8 protein-coding genes and 2 pseudogenes are annotated in these 14,772 nt (G+C 66.7%); 3 read left to right on the top strand and 7 right to left on the bottom strand.

The annotated features are described in order from the left end of the window. Positions 1–8: 8 nt before the first annotated feature. The 3 genes from PV734_RS42070 to PV734_RS42080 are packed head-to-tail and all read right to left on the bottom strand — an operon-like array spanning position 9 to position 1,799. The gene (locus tag PV734_RS42070) at positions 9–830 is read right to left on the bottom strand and encodes a TetR family transcriptional regulator (RefSeq protein ID WP_319294679.1); all 822 of its coding nucleotides are present in this window, start codon (positions 828–830) and stop codon (positions 9–11) included. A gap of 10 nt (positions 831–840) precedes the next feature. Then, positions 841–1,386, bottom strand: a complete 546-nt coding sequence (locus tag PV734_RS42075; RefSeq protein WP_319092610.1) for a thiol-disulfide oxidoreductase DCC family protein — start codon at positions 1,384–1,386, stop codon at positions 841–843. Positions 1,387–1,391: 5 nt separating this feature from the next. Then, a complete protein-coding gene (locus tag PV734_RS42080; protein ID WP_319294680.1) occupies positions 1,392–1,799 on the bottom strand; it encodes a hypothetical protein in 408 nt (135 codons plus the stop codon). A gap of 234 nt (positions 1,800–2,033) precedes the next feature. Here PV734_RS42080 and PV734_RS42085 point away from each other — a divergent pair, with 234 nt between their 5' ends. Then, the gene (locus PV734_RS42085; RefSeq protein WP_319092425.1) at positions 2,034–2,654 is read left to right on the top strand and encodes a Uma2 family endonuclease; all 621 of its coding nucleotides are present in this window, start codon (positions 2,034–2,036) and stop codon (positions 2,652–2,654) included. Here PV734_RS42085 and PV734_RS42090 read toward each other — a convergent pair. The 4 genes and pseudogenes from PV734_RS42090 to tnpA all read right to left on the bottom strand — a co-directional run bounded on the left by PV734_RS42090 (position 2,649) and on the right by tnpA (position 7,134). Then, complete coding sequence (locus PV734_RS42090) at positions 2,649–3,056, bottom strand: VOC family protein (protein WP_319092424.1); 408 nt, start codon at positions 3,054–3,056, stop codon at positions 2,649–2,651. The two genes, PV734_RS42085 and PV734_RS42090, sit on opposite strands and share 6 nt — an antisense overlap. Before the next feature lie 89 nt (positions 3,057–3,145). Beyond that, positions 3,146–3,757, bottom strand: a complete 612-nt coding sequence (locus PV734_RS42095) for a Uma2 family endonuclease (RefSeq protein ID WP_319092423.1) — start codon at positions 3,755–3,757, stop codon at positions 3,146–3,148. Between the two features lie 167 nt (positions 3,758–3,924). After that, positions 3,925–6,612 (bottom strand): annotated as a pseudogene (locus tag PV734_RS42100) (DNRLRE domain-containing protein); the annotation flags it as partial. Between the two features lie 105 nt (positions 6,613–6,717). Beyond that, entirely contained in the window at positions 6,718–7,134 is a 417-nt protein-coding gene (tnpA, locus tag PV734_RS42105; protein WP_319092422.1) for an IS200/IS605 family transposase, read from the bottom strand. A gap of 25 nt (positions 7,135–7,159) precedes the next feature. Here tnpA and PV734_RS42110 point away from each other — a divergent pair, with 25 nt between their 5' ends. Together PV734_RS42110 and PV734_RS42115 are read left to right on the top strand one after the other, a co-directional pair. Then, entirely contained in the window at positions 7,160–8,383 is a 1,224-nt protein-coding gene (locus tag PV734_RS42110; RefSeq protein ID WP_319092421.1) for an RNA-guided endonuclease TnpB family protein, read from the top strand. An 80-nt stretch (positions 8,384–8,463) separates the two neighbouring features. Continuing rightward, positions 8,464–14,772 (top strand): annotated as a pseudogene (locus PV734_RS42115) (polymorphic toxin-type HINT domain-containing protein); the annotation flags it as partial.

A 14,772-nucleotide genomic window follows, 5' to 3' on the forward strand; every position in this document is an offset into this window, starting at 1 on the left:
GGGCGCCCCTACTCGGCGGCCTTGCCGCTCCGGCCGTCTCTATCGTCCTGCTCCTGCTCCTTCTTCGGTACGGGAGGAGCGTTGGTCATCCCCGGCAGGAAGTCGCTGAACAGGTCGTGGACCTCGCGGACCAGCGGGCGCAGCACCCGGAAACGGGCCAGGGTCACCCCACGCGAGGTCAGCCGGGCGCCGCGCCCGGCGAGCCGGTAGGTGCGCTCGCGGCCTTCCGAACGGTCGTAGATCCAGTACATGACCAGCCCCATCAGGGACAGCCACATCAACTCGGGCAGAATGTCCCTGAGTTCCTCGGGCACCTTCGCCTTCGACCCGGCGAGCACTTCCCGGTGTACGTCGATGGCCTGCGTGCGCGCGTGTTCCGACTCGGGGGAGAAGGGGCTGAGCGGACTGTTCGGGTCGGCGGCGGTCTTGAAGAACTGCACGGCGAACTCGTGGTACGGAGCGGCCACATCGAGCCAGGCCCGGTGCACCCCGGCCAGCCGCGCCTCCAACTCCGTCTCCCGGTCCAGGACTTCACGCGCGGCCACCTGGTACTCGCGGGCGAGCTGGTCGTAGAAGCCCTGGATCAGGTGCTCCTTGCCGGCGAAGTAGTAGTACGCGTTGCCGACGGAGACCCCGGCCTCCTGAGCGATCGCCCGCATGGTCGTCTTCTCGTACCCACGCTCCTTGAACAGCCGCATGGCCGTCTCCAGGATCAGCGCACGGGTCTGCTCACTCTTGGCGGGAGTACGCCCGGAGGACGCGGAGGATCGGGACGACTCTGTCGACTCGGTCGACTCGGGAGGCTCGGGGCTGTCTTTCGCTGCTGACACGGAAGCGAGCCTAACCAGTGGAGCAGGTGCCGTTGTCACAGCCGGGCGGGGTGTGGACCCACCCGAAGCGCGGATCGTACGACCACCCGTCCGCCCGCCGGTACACCGGGCGCCCACTTCTGTCGGTGCCCCACTGGCTGCCGCGCCACTTGGCGGCGGCGAGCACGGCACCCTTGGCGAGCCGGGCCCCGGCCGGGGTGGCGAACCGATGGGCGAGTGGACGGTACTCACGCAACGCCCACAGCACGACGACCCAGGCACCGGTGCCGCGATAGACCTGCCCGGAGTCCCCGACGACGGTGATGTCGTCGAGGGTGGCGGCGTGATCGAGGCCGGGAAACAGCCCCCGTGCCTGTTCCGACCCCGCCGGTACCAGCTCCAGCGGCACCAGTTGCGGCTGCCGTACGAGCCAGCCGCGCACAAAGGTGCACAGCGAGCAGTCGGCGTCGTACAGGACGGTGAGCCGGCGGACCGGGACGCCCCCCGTGGCGTCCCGGTCCGCTCGGGCGGTGGTGTCCCCCGTGTCCCCCGACCCCACCGCGTTCAGGTGGCTCATCGTGCTCACGCCCCGACAGTGGGGGCGACCCAGCCCTGCGTCGCGACGGGCGGCACCTGCTCCCGCTCCATGACACCCCGCCGCCGGATCCTGCTGAGGACGAACACGTTGGCGAGGTGCATGACACCGAGCACCAGCAGTACGACCCCGAGCTTGGTGGAGAGCGCCTCGAACACCTCCCGGGTGCTGCCGATGTCCCCGTCACCGCTCAGATAGAGGGCGACGAACCCGAGGTTGACGAGATAGAAGCCGACGACGAGCAGATGGTTGACGGCTTCGGCGAGCTTCTCGTTCCCACGCAGCACGTCGGCGAGAAAGACCCGCCCGTTGCTACTGAGGGTGCGCGCCACCCAGATGGTCAACGCGATGCTGACCAGCAGGTAGATGACGTATGCGACGACTGTGAGGTCCATGTGTTCGTCCTTGTCCCCGTGTCCCTTGAACGATCTGAACGACTTGAACGCGTTCAAAAGTTCTTACGGGGAAGACTGTAGACCTGTTTTTGAACACGTTCAAGTACCGTTCGGTGCGATCCGAACGATGCGCACAGGTGTTCCGCGAGTGGGTACCTCGATCAGGTGGCGCCTGGGCCGTCCATGCTGGGTACGCTGAACGGACAGGCGAGACTCCGTCGCATGGGAGCACTGATGAGCGCCGTATCCGAGGACGAGGTGGCGGGCGAGCCGCCGTACCGCTGGCCGATCCCGCCCGCCGAGGGCTGGACCGCGGACGACCTCGACCGGATTCCGGGCCTCCCGCCGCACACGGAGTTGATCGACGGGAGTCTCGTCTTCATGAGTCCGCAGACCGCTTTCCACGGGCGCTGCATGCGCCTACTGGAGAACAGCCTTCTGGAACAGGCCCCGGATCATCTCGATGTCATGCGGGAGATGGCTGTCCGGCTGGACCTGAAGAACCGGCCCGAGCCGGATGTTCTGGTGTTTTCTGCGGAGGCGAACACTGGTCCCAGGCAGACCTGGTACAAGCCCGAGGACATCCTCCTGGCAGTGGAAGTCGTCTCTGACGATTCCCGTGAGCGCGATCGTGAGGTCAAGCCCCGCAAGTACGCGGCTGCCGGGGTGTCGCACTTCTGGCGGGTCGAGGAGGACGGAGACAAGGGCTTGCCTGTCGTCTACGTCTACGAACTCGACCCTGCCACGACGACGTACGGCCTGACCGGAATCTTCCACGCCCGCCTGAAGGTACCCGTGCCGTTCGACATCGACATCGACCTGACGTCGATCAACAGTCGGCGCCCCCGCTCATGACCGAGCCAGCTCCGGCCGCTTCCTGTAGTCCGTGAACCCGATGACGTTCCCCCACGGGTCGGCGATCTCGACCGTCCAGCCCGTGGCGACGGATACCGGGCCGTCGAGCGGAGTGACGCCGGCCGCGGTCAGTGCACGGGACGCCGCCTTCGCGTCCGGCACCTCCAGCCAGATCCTGGGCGAGGCCCACGGCGGCGGCCGGTGGCCGAGCGCCTCCTCGACGCGCAGCAGCAGCCCCGGGGTCTCGCCGCCGACCTTCAGCACGGCGATCCCGGCCTCGTCGAGCCGGGCGGTGATCCCGAACCCGGCACGCTGGTAGAAGTCGACCGCCTCCCCGAGATCCCCGACGGGCAGCAGCACGTTGTCGAACCCGAGCAGTTCGTACGACTCGTCATCTGACATGGCGTCAGGGTAGGGGGATGATCGGCGGAATCCCGGGAGGCGTGTGAGGCGAACGGGGTATGCGATCCAGGGCCACTGAGCAGCGCTGATCAGGGAGTCCGCTTCGACTGCCCGGCTTCCAGGATCTCCGCGACATCAAGGCTGATCTTGGCGCCGATCGACTCGGGGAGGGTGACGATCTCGCCGGGGGCATGGACGCGGTGGGTGGTGTACGCGTTGCCCTCGGGTTGGGTGAGCACGTGGAGACGCTGATGCTTGCGGTCGACGACGACATAGACGGGGACCTTGGCGTCGGCGTACGCGGCGACCTTGGTCTGCAGGTCGGCTTTCCAGTTGCTGGAGGTGACTTCCAGGACGAGTTGGAAAGCCACCGGCTCGTAGCAGTTGTTCTCGACGTAGTGCTCTTCGATGTCGGAGTCGACAACGACGAGGTCCGGGATGGCGTAGTCCTCGGTACCGCTGGGCAACCACAGGCCGACGCCTTGGAGTACCTCCATCTCGCTTCCGTCGATGCCGGCCGCAGTGAACGGGAGTGTGAGTCTGGCCAGGACGCGGGCATGAGGGAGGTCCGGCGGCGGGGACACGAGGATCAGGCCTCCGATGATCTCGACGCGGTAGCCCGGATTGCGCTCCACGAGACGGTTCGCCTCCGCGATCAGCGGACGGTCACCGGGGGGCCGCTCGACGGATGCTGCGGACATCGCGTGCCTCCTGGGGGCTGGTGTCGAGGCCATCATCGTAGGCCGGTCAGGACCTGGGTGTCCCGATCACACCACGTCACCCGATCGTGTACCCGGAACCCGCGGAGGCCCCGTCTCCAGCGGAAACGGGGCCCCACGACGTACGCGAACCACCTCGACCGATCTGCTCAGCCGACGGCGATCCGGTTCTTCCAGTAGTCCTTCGCGGGGAGGACCTCCCGCCCGGAGCCCGGTACCACCGTCGCCCTGCCGCCGGCGTAGAAGCGGACGGAGCCGTCCGCGCGTATGGCCCAGAGGTCGGGCACGTTGTCGCCGTTGACGTCCGGGGTGCCGAGCACATGGAGCATGCTGGCGCTGTCCCAGCCGGCGGGGGCGTATTCGGTGTCGGTACCGCCTGACGAGCCGGCGCCGCTGGCCAGTGAGGTCATGCTGACTCCGCCACCGCTCGCGGCGATGCCTGTGCGGAGTCGCAACTTGGCGCTGGCGTCTTCCCGGAAGACGATGTCCGTCACACCGTCGCCAGTGACGTCCTGGATGGTGACGAGGTCCCGGCCGTTCCAGCCGGAGGGCCAGAGCTGGGTGGCCTGGTCGATGGTGGCCCCGTGATAGCCGGTGAAGACCCACAGCGCGTCGCCGACGGTGGCGAAGAAGTCGGTGCGGCCGTCACCGGTGGCATCGCCGGCGGACATGATCTGGGTGAGCGTCGAGGGAGCGGGCGCGTCGTCGGGCAGCAGGATCTCGACGCGCTTGTCGTAGTTGACGGCGCCGTACCCGTCCCCGGGGTAGACCCACAGCCGCTGGCCCAGGCGGACGACGAGGTCCTGGAGACCGTCGCCGCCGTAGATGTCACCGTTGTGGGTGATCAGGGCACCCTTGAAGTGCTCCTTCGGCGGGGACGCGTAGAGCGGCTTGCCGTCGTTGCCGTTCGGGTCCCGCTCCGGGTTGGCGCGGTAGGCGCCCGGCATGGAGTACTCGTTGAGGTTGCCGGTCTCCTTGGTCAGGTCCTTGACGTCGGTCCGGGAGGAATAGAGGCCGAGGTTCCCGGAAGCGGTGACGACCATCATGTCGGCGAGGCCGTCGCCGGTGAAGTCCCCGGGTGCGTCGGCCTGGTCGCGTGGGGTGACGTAGAAGAAGTACTTCGTCGGCTGGGAGACGTTGCCCGCCTGGTCGATGACACGGACGTACAGCACGTTCGGGCCGGCGGACGGGGGTTTGGCGTCGCGGATACCCGCGCTGACCAGGACGTCGGTGTTGACCGTCCGGTCCATCCCGAAGGCGTAGTCGGGGGAGTTGAAGCCCCACTCGTAGCGCACCACGTCCTTGTCGAGGGCCCGCGCGACGAAGATCCCGGGCGTGCCGAACTTCTTCTTGCTCCAGGTCGCGTCCTCGCCGTCGTGGCCGAGGCCGTTGTCCTTGCGGTCGGCGTTCGGGAAGTCGTCGGAGCTGACCCTGGGCGGTTTCGGCGCCGAGAGGTCGAGCACGAAGCGGCACGGTGTGTTCAGGGGTGAGAAGGCGGAGGAACTGTTGGCGTCGTCAACGGCCCGTACCCGCCAGGAGTAGAGGCCGCCGTTGATCAGTTTGCTGGTGGCGTACGCGTTGGTGGTGACCAGAGCACCGCCTTTGTTCTTACCGACGGAGACATTGCCGGTCGAGCCCAACAGGTCCCCGGTGTCCTTCCACTTCCCGTGCTGCCAGAGGTCGAAGTCCAGGTAGTCGAGGTTGCTGTCCTTGTCGGACGAGCGGGCGCTGAAGGTGATGCCGCCGGCGCCCATCCGGACGTAAGGGGCGGTGGTGGTGCACTTGGCGTCGGGGCCGAGGTCGAGGGAGTCGGGGGCGGACGGCCTGCGGTTGTACTCCAGATCCAGTACGGGCGGGAAGTCGCTGTTGGCCTGGAACTTCTTCCATGCGTACTGCGAGTTCTCGTCGCTCGCCCGCATCCCGAAGGTGATCACGGCCGCGCCCTCGTTGGCCCGCTTCTGAGCGGCAACGCGCAGATCGAACGACTCGAAGGCGTCCCGGCAACCGGAGTTGTAGCCGTGCGCGAAGCCCTTGGTCGCGTACCTGTTGCCGTCGTGCAGCCTCGGCGCGTTCTTCCAGTTGGTGTGCGAGTTGATCGGCCCGGTGAGGTGCACGCTCATCGAACGGGCGCTGCACGACCAGGAGTACGTCTCCAGCATGGTCAGCTTCGCGCTCGTGATCTTCGTGCCCTTGAGGGCCTTGTCGAACTCGATGTTGAAGTACGAGCGTGAGGTGCCCCAGGTGTCGGACTCGAAGCCGACGCGCGCCTCGTGCGTACCGCCCTTGTTGAAGCCCTTCCCGTTGTAGAAGGTGGCGTTGGGATGGCGGCTGTATGCGGTGGTCCAGTTCTGGACGTGCTTCTTGAACGACGGGTCGACGAAGACCGGGTAGGTGGTGGCCGGGTCGGAGAGGAAGTCCTGGTCGGGGGTGAGGAGCCAATTGGACTCGGACAGACCGGACTTGACGACCTCGCCGCGCGAGTCGGGGGACGGCCCGTCGATGGACGGCAGGCTGAGAGTGGCGGCCGAGCCGGTCTGTGAGGGCGCGGGCGTCGGCTCGGGCGGTGCGGACGGCAGCGGGGACACGGACACGGTCGGCGCGGGACCGTCGGAGGCGGACGGTAGATCCTCCGGCTCCGTGTCGGCCTGCTCGTCGGTCTCGATCGGTTCGTCGTCGGCCGGGCCGGCGCTGTCGCTGGGCGTCGGGTCGGGCTCGGGCATGTCGGTGGGCACGGGCGACTCGGGCTCGGTGGGCTGGGCGCTGGCCCCGACCCCGCCGTCCGTCACCGCCGGAACGCCACTGCTGTCCCACATCAGAGGGGTGGGCGACGTGGCTACCGGGATTCATTCGCAGTGCATCGGGCTTCAGCCTGGTGGTGAAGCGAATCTGAGGGTTGCGACGCGGAGCGTCGCAGGTTCGTGTCCGGCGGAGCTGGGTGATGTTCACGCGGGCCGGTTCTGCTGTTCGATGTACTGCTTGACCGCGGTGAGTGGGGCGCCGCCGACGGTTCCGGCGAAGTAGGAGCCGGACCAGAGTTTGTTGGCGCGCCAGTAGTGGCGTACCAGGTCGGGGAATTCCTGGCGCAGTCGGCGGGAGGAGACGCCCTTGAGGGAGTTGACGAGTTTGGTGACGGCGACTTTGGGCGGGAAGTTCACGAGGAGGTGGACGTGGCTGTTCTCGCCGTTGAACTCCACCAGTTCGCACTCGAAGTCCGTACACACCGACCGCATGATCTCCTCCATCCGCGTCAGATGAGCATCGGTGAACACGTTGTGCCGGAACTTGGTCACGAAGACCAAGTGGACATGCATCACGAAAATACAGTGCCGGCCAGTTCTGATCTTCTGGTTCTCGCCCATAATCCAAGTATGTAGCGTGGCCGTCATGCAGCTCAGGTACTCCTTCAGGTTGTACCCGGACACCGCCCAGCAGACGGCACTGGCCAAGGCGTTCGGGTGCGCCCGCGTCGTCTTCAACGACGCGGTGCGCGCCCGCGAGACCGCCCGCGCGGCAGGGCTGCCCTTCCCTACCGCCGGACACCTGTCGAAGCAACTGATCACCCAGGCGAAACAAACCGACGCACGGTCGTGGCTGGGCGAGGTGTCCGCCGTCGTACTCCAGCAGTCCCTGCGCGATGTGGAGGCGGCGTACAAGAACTTCTTCGCCTCCCTCAAAGGGGCCCGCAAGGGTCCGAAGGTGGGTGCGCCCCGGTTCAAGTCCCGCAAGGACAACCGGCAGTCGATCCGGTTCACCGCCAATGCCCGCTGGTCGATCACCGGCAGCGGCCGTCTGAACCTGCCGAAGATCGGCGCGGTGACAGTGAAGTGGTCCCGCACTCTGCCCACGACCCCGACATCGGTCACCGTGATCAGGGACGCGGCCGGGCGGTACTTCGCGTCCTTCGTGATCGACACCGACCCGCACGCCGACGCCACCGCGATGCCGGACACCGACCAGACGGTCGGCATCGACCTGGGCCTGACCCACTTCGCCGTCCTCTCCGACGGCGCGAAGATCGACTCCCCTCGGTTTCTGCGTCGCGCGGAGAAGAAACTGAAGAAGGCCCAGCGGGACCTGTCCCGCAAACAGAAGGGATCGAAGAACCGGGAGAAGGCCCGTCTGAAGGTCGCCCGCGCCCACGCGCAAGTGGCCGACGCGCGCCGGGAGTTCCACCACCAGCTCTCCACGAAGCTGATCCGCGACAACCAAGCGATCGGTGTGGAGGACCTGGCGGTGAACGGACTGGCGCGCACCAGGCTCGCCAAGAGTGTGCATGATGCGGGCTGGGCGCAGTTCGTGGCCATGCTGGAGTACAAGGCGCTCCGGTACGGGCGCACCCTCGTGAAGATCGGCAGGTTCGAGCCGACCTCCCAGGTCTGCTCGGCGTGTGGCGTCAAGGACGGCCGCAAACCCCTGAACATCCGGGAGTGGACCTGTGCCGCCTGCGGTGCGGTCCATGACCGGGACCACAACGCAGCGAAGAACGTGAAAACGGCCGCCGGACTGGCGGTGACAGCCTGTGGAGCGCAGGTCAGACCAGGACTCGTCCCGGCACAGCGCGACGAAACAGGAAGCCACGGATTCCTGACCGAACCCCGTGCCGCCTAGCGGCACAAGGTTCGGAGGGGAAGGCCAGAATCCCCGGGCTTCAGCCCGAGGAGCAAGTCAACTCGACACCCCGCTGATCGGAGGCGTGCCAGGAGTACGTGGAACTGGATACGACGAACGACACGGTGACCGAGTCGGTGACACGGCGGCCGACGGGACGGTCACCCCGGCCTCGACGGCACCGCAAACCGCCCCTGGCGGACCGTCAATAGCCCAGGTTTCCTACCGCAGTTCACCAGCCACCACAGGGACTGCCGTAGCGGCCTCCGGCGACCGTGCCGCCGTAGGCATGCTCGACCGAGGCCAGGGAGAAGGCGGTTCGTTCAAGGCGACGCCCCTCGCCTCCAGCGGCAAGTGGGCGGCGGGCGGTTCCTCGGGTGCGTTCACCTGGTCGTACCCGTTGATCGTCCCGGCAGCACCCGCGGGCCCCGCCCCGAACATCTCGCTCGGCTACAACTCGCAGACCGTGGACGGCCGTACGGCAGTCTCCTCGCCCCAGGTGTCCTGGATCGGCGAGGGCTGGGACTACGACCCCGGGCACATCGAGCGCCGGTACCGAAGCTGCCAGGACGACCGCAAGACGCTCAAGGCCGGCGCCCCCAACAACAAGGCCGCGAAGGACAAGACGTCCGACCTGTGCTGGGTGTCGTACAACGCGGTGATGTCGCTCGCGGGAAAGACCACCGAACTCGTACGGGACGCGCCCACCGGCAGCAACCCCGAGACCGACACCGAGATCTACCGGCCCATGCAGGACGACGGCACCCGGGTCGAGCACCGCATCGCGTCCGGCACGAACAGGGACAACAACGGCGAGTACTGGATCGTCACCACCACCGACGGCACCCGGTACTACTACGGCCTCAACAAGGTGGGCGGCGGTCACGCCGACACCGACTCCGTCTCCACCGTCCCCGTCTTCGGCAACCACCCGGGCGAACCCTGCAACGACACCGCCTTCGCCAACTCCCGTTGTGGCGCGGGCAAGCAGCAGGCCTGGCGCTGGGGCCTGGACAAGGTCGTCGACGTACACGGCAACGCACTGGTCGTCAGCTGGAAGCAGGAGAAGAACTACTACGCCGTGAAGAAGAAGTTCACGGCGCCTGAGCAGTACGACCGTTTCGCCTACCCGACGACCATCGAGTACGGCATGCGAGCGGACCTGACGAAGCCGTCGGCGACGGTCGAGTTCGGCACCAAGCAGCGCTGCCTGGAGTCGGCGACGGCGTGCGCCGACACCAACTTCGCCAAGACCGACGACCCGGGCGCGTACCGCCTCTGGTGGGACACCCCCGGCAACCTCAACTGCAAGTCCACGTCGAAGATGTGCCCCGCCTTCCCGTCCTTCTGGACGCAGATACGCCTGGACACGATCACGACGAAGGGGGCCCGACCCGGCCAGACAGGTCTGGGCAAGGTCGATACGTACACCCTCAACCAGTCTTTCCCGAAGGACTGGTACGACACGGCCCCCAGCCTCTGGCTGAACTCGATCACCCGCCGCGGCTTCGCCCCGGGCGATGCCACCGGCACCCTCCAGCACACGGACGGCGTCAGCTTCACCGAGTACAAGGTCGGTTCGAAATCCCCGCTGAGGGCGCGCGAGCGCGACAAGCAGCTCCCGAACCTGGTCCGCACCGGCCCGGCCGACCAGCGCCCCGGTTTCACCCGCCCTCGCATCGGCACGGTGTCCACCGAGAGCGGCGGTGACGTCGAGGTCGAGTACACGGGCGGCTGCAAGACCGCACCGGCCACGGACAACGGCCGCAACAACGGCACGTGCTACCCGGTTCGCTGGTCTCCTGACGGTGACGAGAAGACCCCCGCGAAGGCGTGGTTCAACAAGTACGTCGTCGCCTCCGTCACGGAGCGGGACAAGGTCACCTCGCACGGCCAGGACATCTACTCCGAGTACAAGTACACGGGACCGGCCTGGTCCAAGTCGGACGATGAGTTCACCCGCCCGTCCCTGCGTACGTTCAGCGACTGGCGCGGCTACCGCGAGGTGGCGGTGACGAAGGGCAGCCCCAACACCACCGAGCACGACACTCTGCAGTCACGGTCGTACTCCAGTACCCGTTACTTCCTGGGAGTGGGGGGCCAGGTCAAGGACTCCACGGAGAAGTACACCCTCCTCACGGACGACGATCCGCAGTACGCGGGCATGACAGCGGAGGCGATCACTTACCTCGACTCCGGTAAGAAGGTCAAGAAGCGCACCCTGAACTACCCCTGGTCGAAGCAGACCGCGTCCCGCCCGAGGGAGGCCGAGGACGCCACGGACATGGATCCGCTCCTGGCCCACCGCAGCGGAGTCAAGCGTACGGACGAGATCCAGACCGTCGGCGAAAGCTGGCAGGCCGTCCGCACGCTGACATCGGTCGACGACACGTACGGTCTGCCGTTCCAGGTCGAGACGGCGGTGGTCAAGCCGAACGGCACCGCCGAGACCCTCTCCGACCAGACGTGCACGGTCACGTCGTACCTCCACAACCCCGTGATATGGCTGATCGGCCTGCCCAAAACGCAGCGCACCACGGGCACTTCGTGCGCGGGCTACGGTGCGGCCGACCCGGCGACCAGGCTCATCAGGTCGGTGACCAACAGCTACGACGGAAGCACAGCGGACATCGAGATCCCGTCGAGGGGCCTGGTCACGACAGTCACCGGCGTCGACGGCGCCGGAACCTCGGACGTGGTCGCAGCGAGGACGACGTACGACCCGCTGGGCCGCATCCGTACGGTCACGAAGCCGGGGGAGGGCACGACGAAGACGGAGTACACACCCGGTGACGTGGGTGGCCCGGTCACCTCCGTGACAATGACGAACGCCATGGGGCATCCCGTCACCACGACCTTCGACCCGGGCCGGAGCCTGGCCCTGACGGTCACCGACGCCAACAACCGTGTCACGCGCAACCAGTACGACGCCCTCGGCCGCCTGGTGAGCGGCTGGTCCCCGTCCCGTTCGGCGGGCGGCAAGCCGGACGTGGTGATCGACTACCAGTCGGCGATCGCGGACGGCAGCGTGACCCTCCCCGCCGCCGTCACCACCAGCACAATCAGGGACGACGGTACCTACAGCAAGCAAGTCACGATCTACGACGGCCTGTTGCGCCAGGTTCAGACCCAGTCGGAGGCGCACGGTCCCGGCCGCATCGTCACCGACACCACCTACAACGACCACGGCCTGGTGGACGAGCAGAAGGGCGCCTATCTGGCACAGGGCGATCCCGCCACCGCCCTCTTCCTGCCCAGGTCCGAGACCCTGATTCCGAGCAAGGTCAAGTTCCTCTACGACGGCCTGGAACGCCCGTACCGCGAGTCGACGTACCACGCCGGCGAGTACAAGTACGAGACGAACACGAGCTACAGCGACACGAGCACCTACGTGGATCCGGCCGGCGCGACCACCCCCCGGACGCGCACCGACACCGACGCCCTCGGCCGCGTCACCTCGATCCGCCACTACAAGGACGAGGCAGGCCCGGAGGCGGGCCGCGCGACGACGTACTCGTACGACGCCCGCGGCTACCGCGACACAGTGAAGGATCCGGCGGGCAACCTCTGGACGTACCAGTACGACGCACGGGGCCGCGTGACCTCGACCACGGATCCGGATGTCGGCAGGACGAACACCTGGTACGACGAAGCGGACCGCCCGAACAAGCTGACGGACGCGGAGAACCGGACGACGTTCACGGAGTACGACGTCCTCGGCCGTGTCACGTACGTCCGAGAGGGCTCGGCGACCGCCGACCCGGTGAAGTCGTTCACGTACGACAGCCTGCCGGGCGCGCTGGGCCAGCCGGTCGCGTCGGTCCGGAACACGCCGCAGGGCGACTACACCAACCGCGTCACGGGCTACGACACGGAATACCGCCCCACGGGCACCGAGACGGTGATCCCGGCGGCGGGCACGGCAACCGCGGGCCTCTCCGGCACATACGCCTACGGATACACGTACACCCCGACCGGAAAGCCCTTGTCGGTCACGCTGCCGGCGATCGGCGGCCTGCCGAAGGAAAAGGTCGTCACCCGCTACAACGGCGACGGCCTGCCGGAATCGACATCAGGCCTGACCTGGTACACGTCGGACGTCACCTACTCCCCGTACGGCGAACCCCTGCGCACGGTGTCCGGTTCCCAGCCCTACCGCGTCTGGACGACGAACTTCATCGACCCCTCCACAGGCCGCCTCCAGCGCACGGTCGCGGACCGCGAGACGGCGGACCCGCACCGCATCACGGACAGCTACTACTCGTACGACCAGTCCGGGATGATCACGTCCAACTCCCGCCAGCTGACGGACGGTTCGGCGACCCCGCCCTGGGACACGCAGTGCTTCACGTACGACGTGATGGGCGAGCTGGTCAATGCCTGGACGTCGAAGATCACCCCGGAGAACGGCACCAGCTGCAAGGCGTCGAACGGCACGACGTGGGGTTACCGCTCCGACTACGCGCCCTCGTCGGGCCCGGTGGCGGACGCCCCGGACACGCTGTCGGACACGGCGACCCCGGACGCCTCACTGCAGTCGACCCTGGCGGCGACGGCTCCCGACACCCTGACGGTCTCCACTGGCGCGACGGCGTACCGCCAGTCGTTCACGTTCGACTGGCTGGGCAACCGCGCCGCGATGACGGAGTACAACACGGCGGACGCGACGAAGAACGTCACCTTCAAGTACGGCTACGGCAACACAAAGACACAGGGCAAGCAGCCGCACACCCTGGCCTGGACCACCTCCAACCCGACGGGCCAGGGCAGCAGTTACGAGTACGACGCGGTGGGCAACACCAAGGTCCGCGACCTCTCGGCGACAACACAGAACCTGACCTGGACACGGGAGAACAAGCCCGCCGCGATCACGAACGACGGCACGACGACGACATACGTCTACGACGCGACCGGCAACCGCCTCCTGGAGAACTCCCCGTCGGGCTCGACCCTCTACCTGGGCGAAACAGAGGTGACGACGAACGCGACCGGCACGATCACCCGCGCCTCCCGCGCCTACGCCCACCCCGGTGCCCCGACGGTCGTCCGCTCGACGAGCAACGGCGCGACGACCGGCCACAAGCGCAACGTGATGCTGGCCGACCATCTGGGCACGGCGAACACGACGGTCGATGTCACGAACACCACCCAGCCGGTAACGCGGAGGGCGTTCAAGCCGTACGGCGAGATACGCGAGCCGAAGCCGACGAGCTGGCCGGACAAGCGGAGTTACCTGGGCGTCGGGATCGACGATGCGGGGACTGGGCTCACGCATATCGGGGCTCGGGAGTACGACCAGGGGGCTGGGCGGTTCATCTCGGCGGATCCGATTATTGATATCGCGGATCCGTTGCAGATGAACGGGTATGCGTACTCGAACAACAGCCCCATCAGCAAGAGTGATCCCACCGGCTTGATGAGCGCTGTCGAGGCTTCCCTGGGCGGGGGCGGTTCTGTCCCCGTGGGCGACTGGAATTCGCCTAACCCCGGCGCATCCGGGTCTGGAGGTGGCTCGGGGACAGGCAGCGGTGGTGATAGTACATGGATCGCGTCAACAACTCCATCGTCGAATGACGCACGTATGGTGCGCTCGCAGTACTATCAATTCGGGAGTAATAAGCTTTCGAGTACCCAAGGTGGCTACTGGAATCCCCAGACCAACGTATCCGGCCGCCCGGAAACTGTTTGCTTTGGTCGCCTAGCCTGCAATCATGCGTATGCATACGCCCTCGAATATCAGGATGACGCGGCAGGGGCGAAACGTATCGCCGCTACCTATTGTCTTTCTCATGAAGACGAATGTATGCAGGATGCCCGGGTGTGGGAGCGCACGGTAGAGCTGGGAAATGAGTTCGTTGCGGCGGCTGGTATGGGGAGAGGCGGGTTGGTCGGCCGGGCCCGGGTGGCAGGCTGCAATTGCTTCCTTGCCGAAACTGACGTCCTCATGTCCGATGGCAAGACCAAGAACATCGAAGAGGTCAAGGTCGGTGACCAAGTCACCGCGACCGACCCTGACACAGGGGAGACCGGAGCACGTAAGGTCACCCGCCTCGTCGTCACCGACAGCGACAAGAGATTCAACGAGCTGACTCTCGATACCAGACGCGGACCGGAGAAGCTCACCGCCACGCATGAGCACCCATTCTGGGTGCCCTCCCTGGGTCAATGGGTCGCAGCAGGGTCACTGGCTCCGGACATGACCTTGCGCACGCCTGACGGAACCACCGTGAAGGTACGGGCTAACCGGTCCTATTCCAAGCGGGTTCGTACCTACAACCTGACGGTCGAAGACCTGCACACGTACTATGTGCTGGCAGAGGACACACCGGTTCTTGTCCATAACTGCAACAGAGCTGGTTTGGACTTCACTGATGCTGAGAGGCAGAAGG

Origin of the sequence: Streptomyces sp. AK08-02 (genome assembly GCF_033795085.1) — a bacterium.
In the GTDB taxonomy this organism is placed as follows: Bacteria; Actinomycetota; Actinomycetes; order Streptomycetales; family Streptomycetaceae; genus Streptomyces; species Streptomyces echiniscabiei.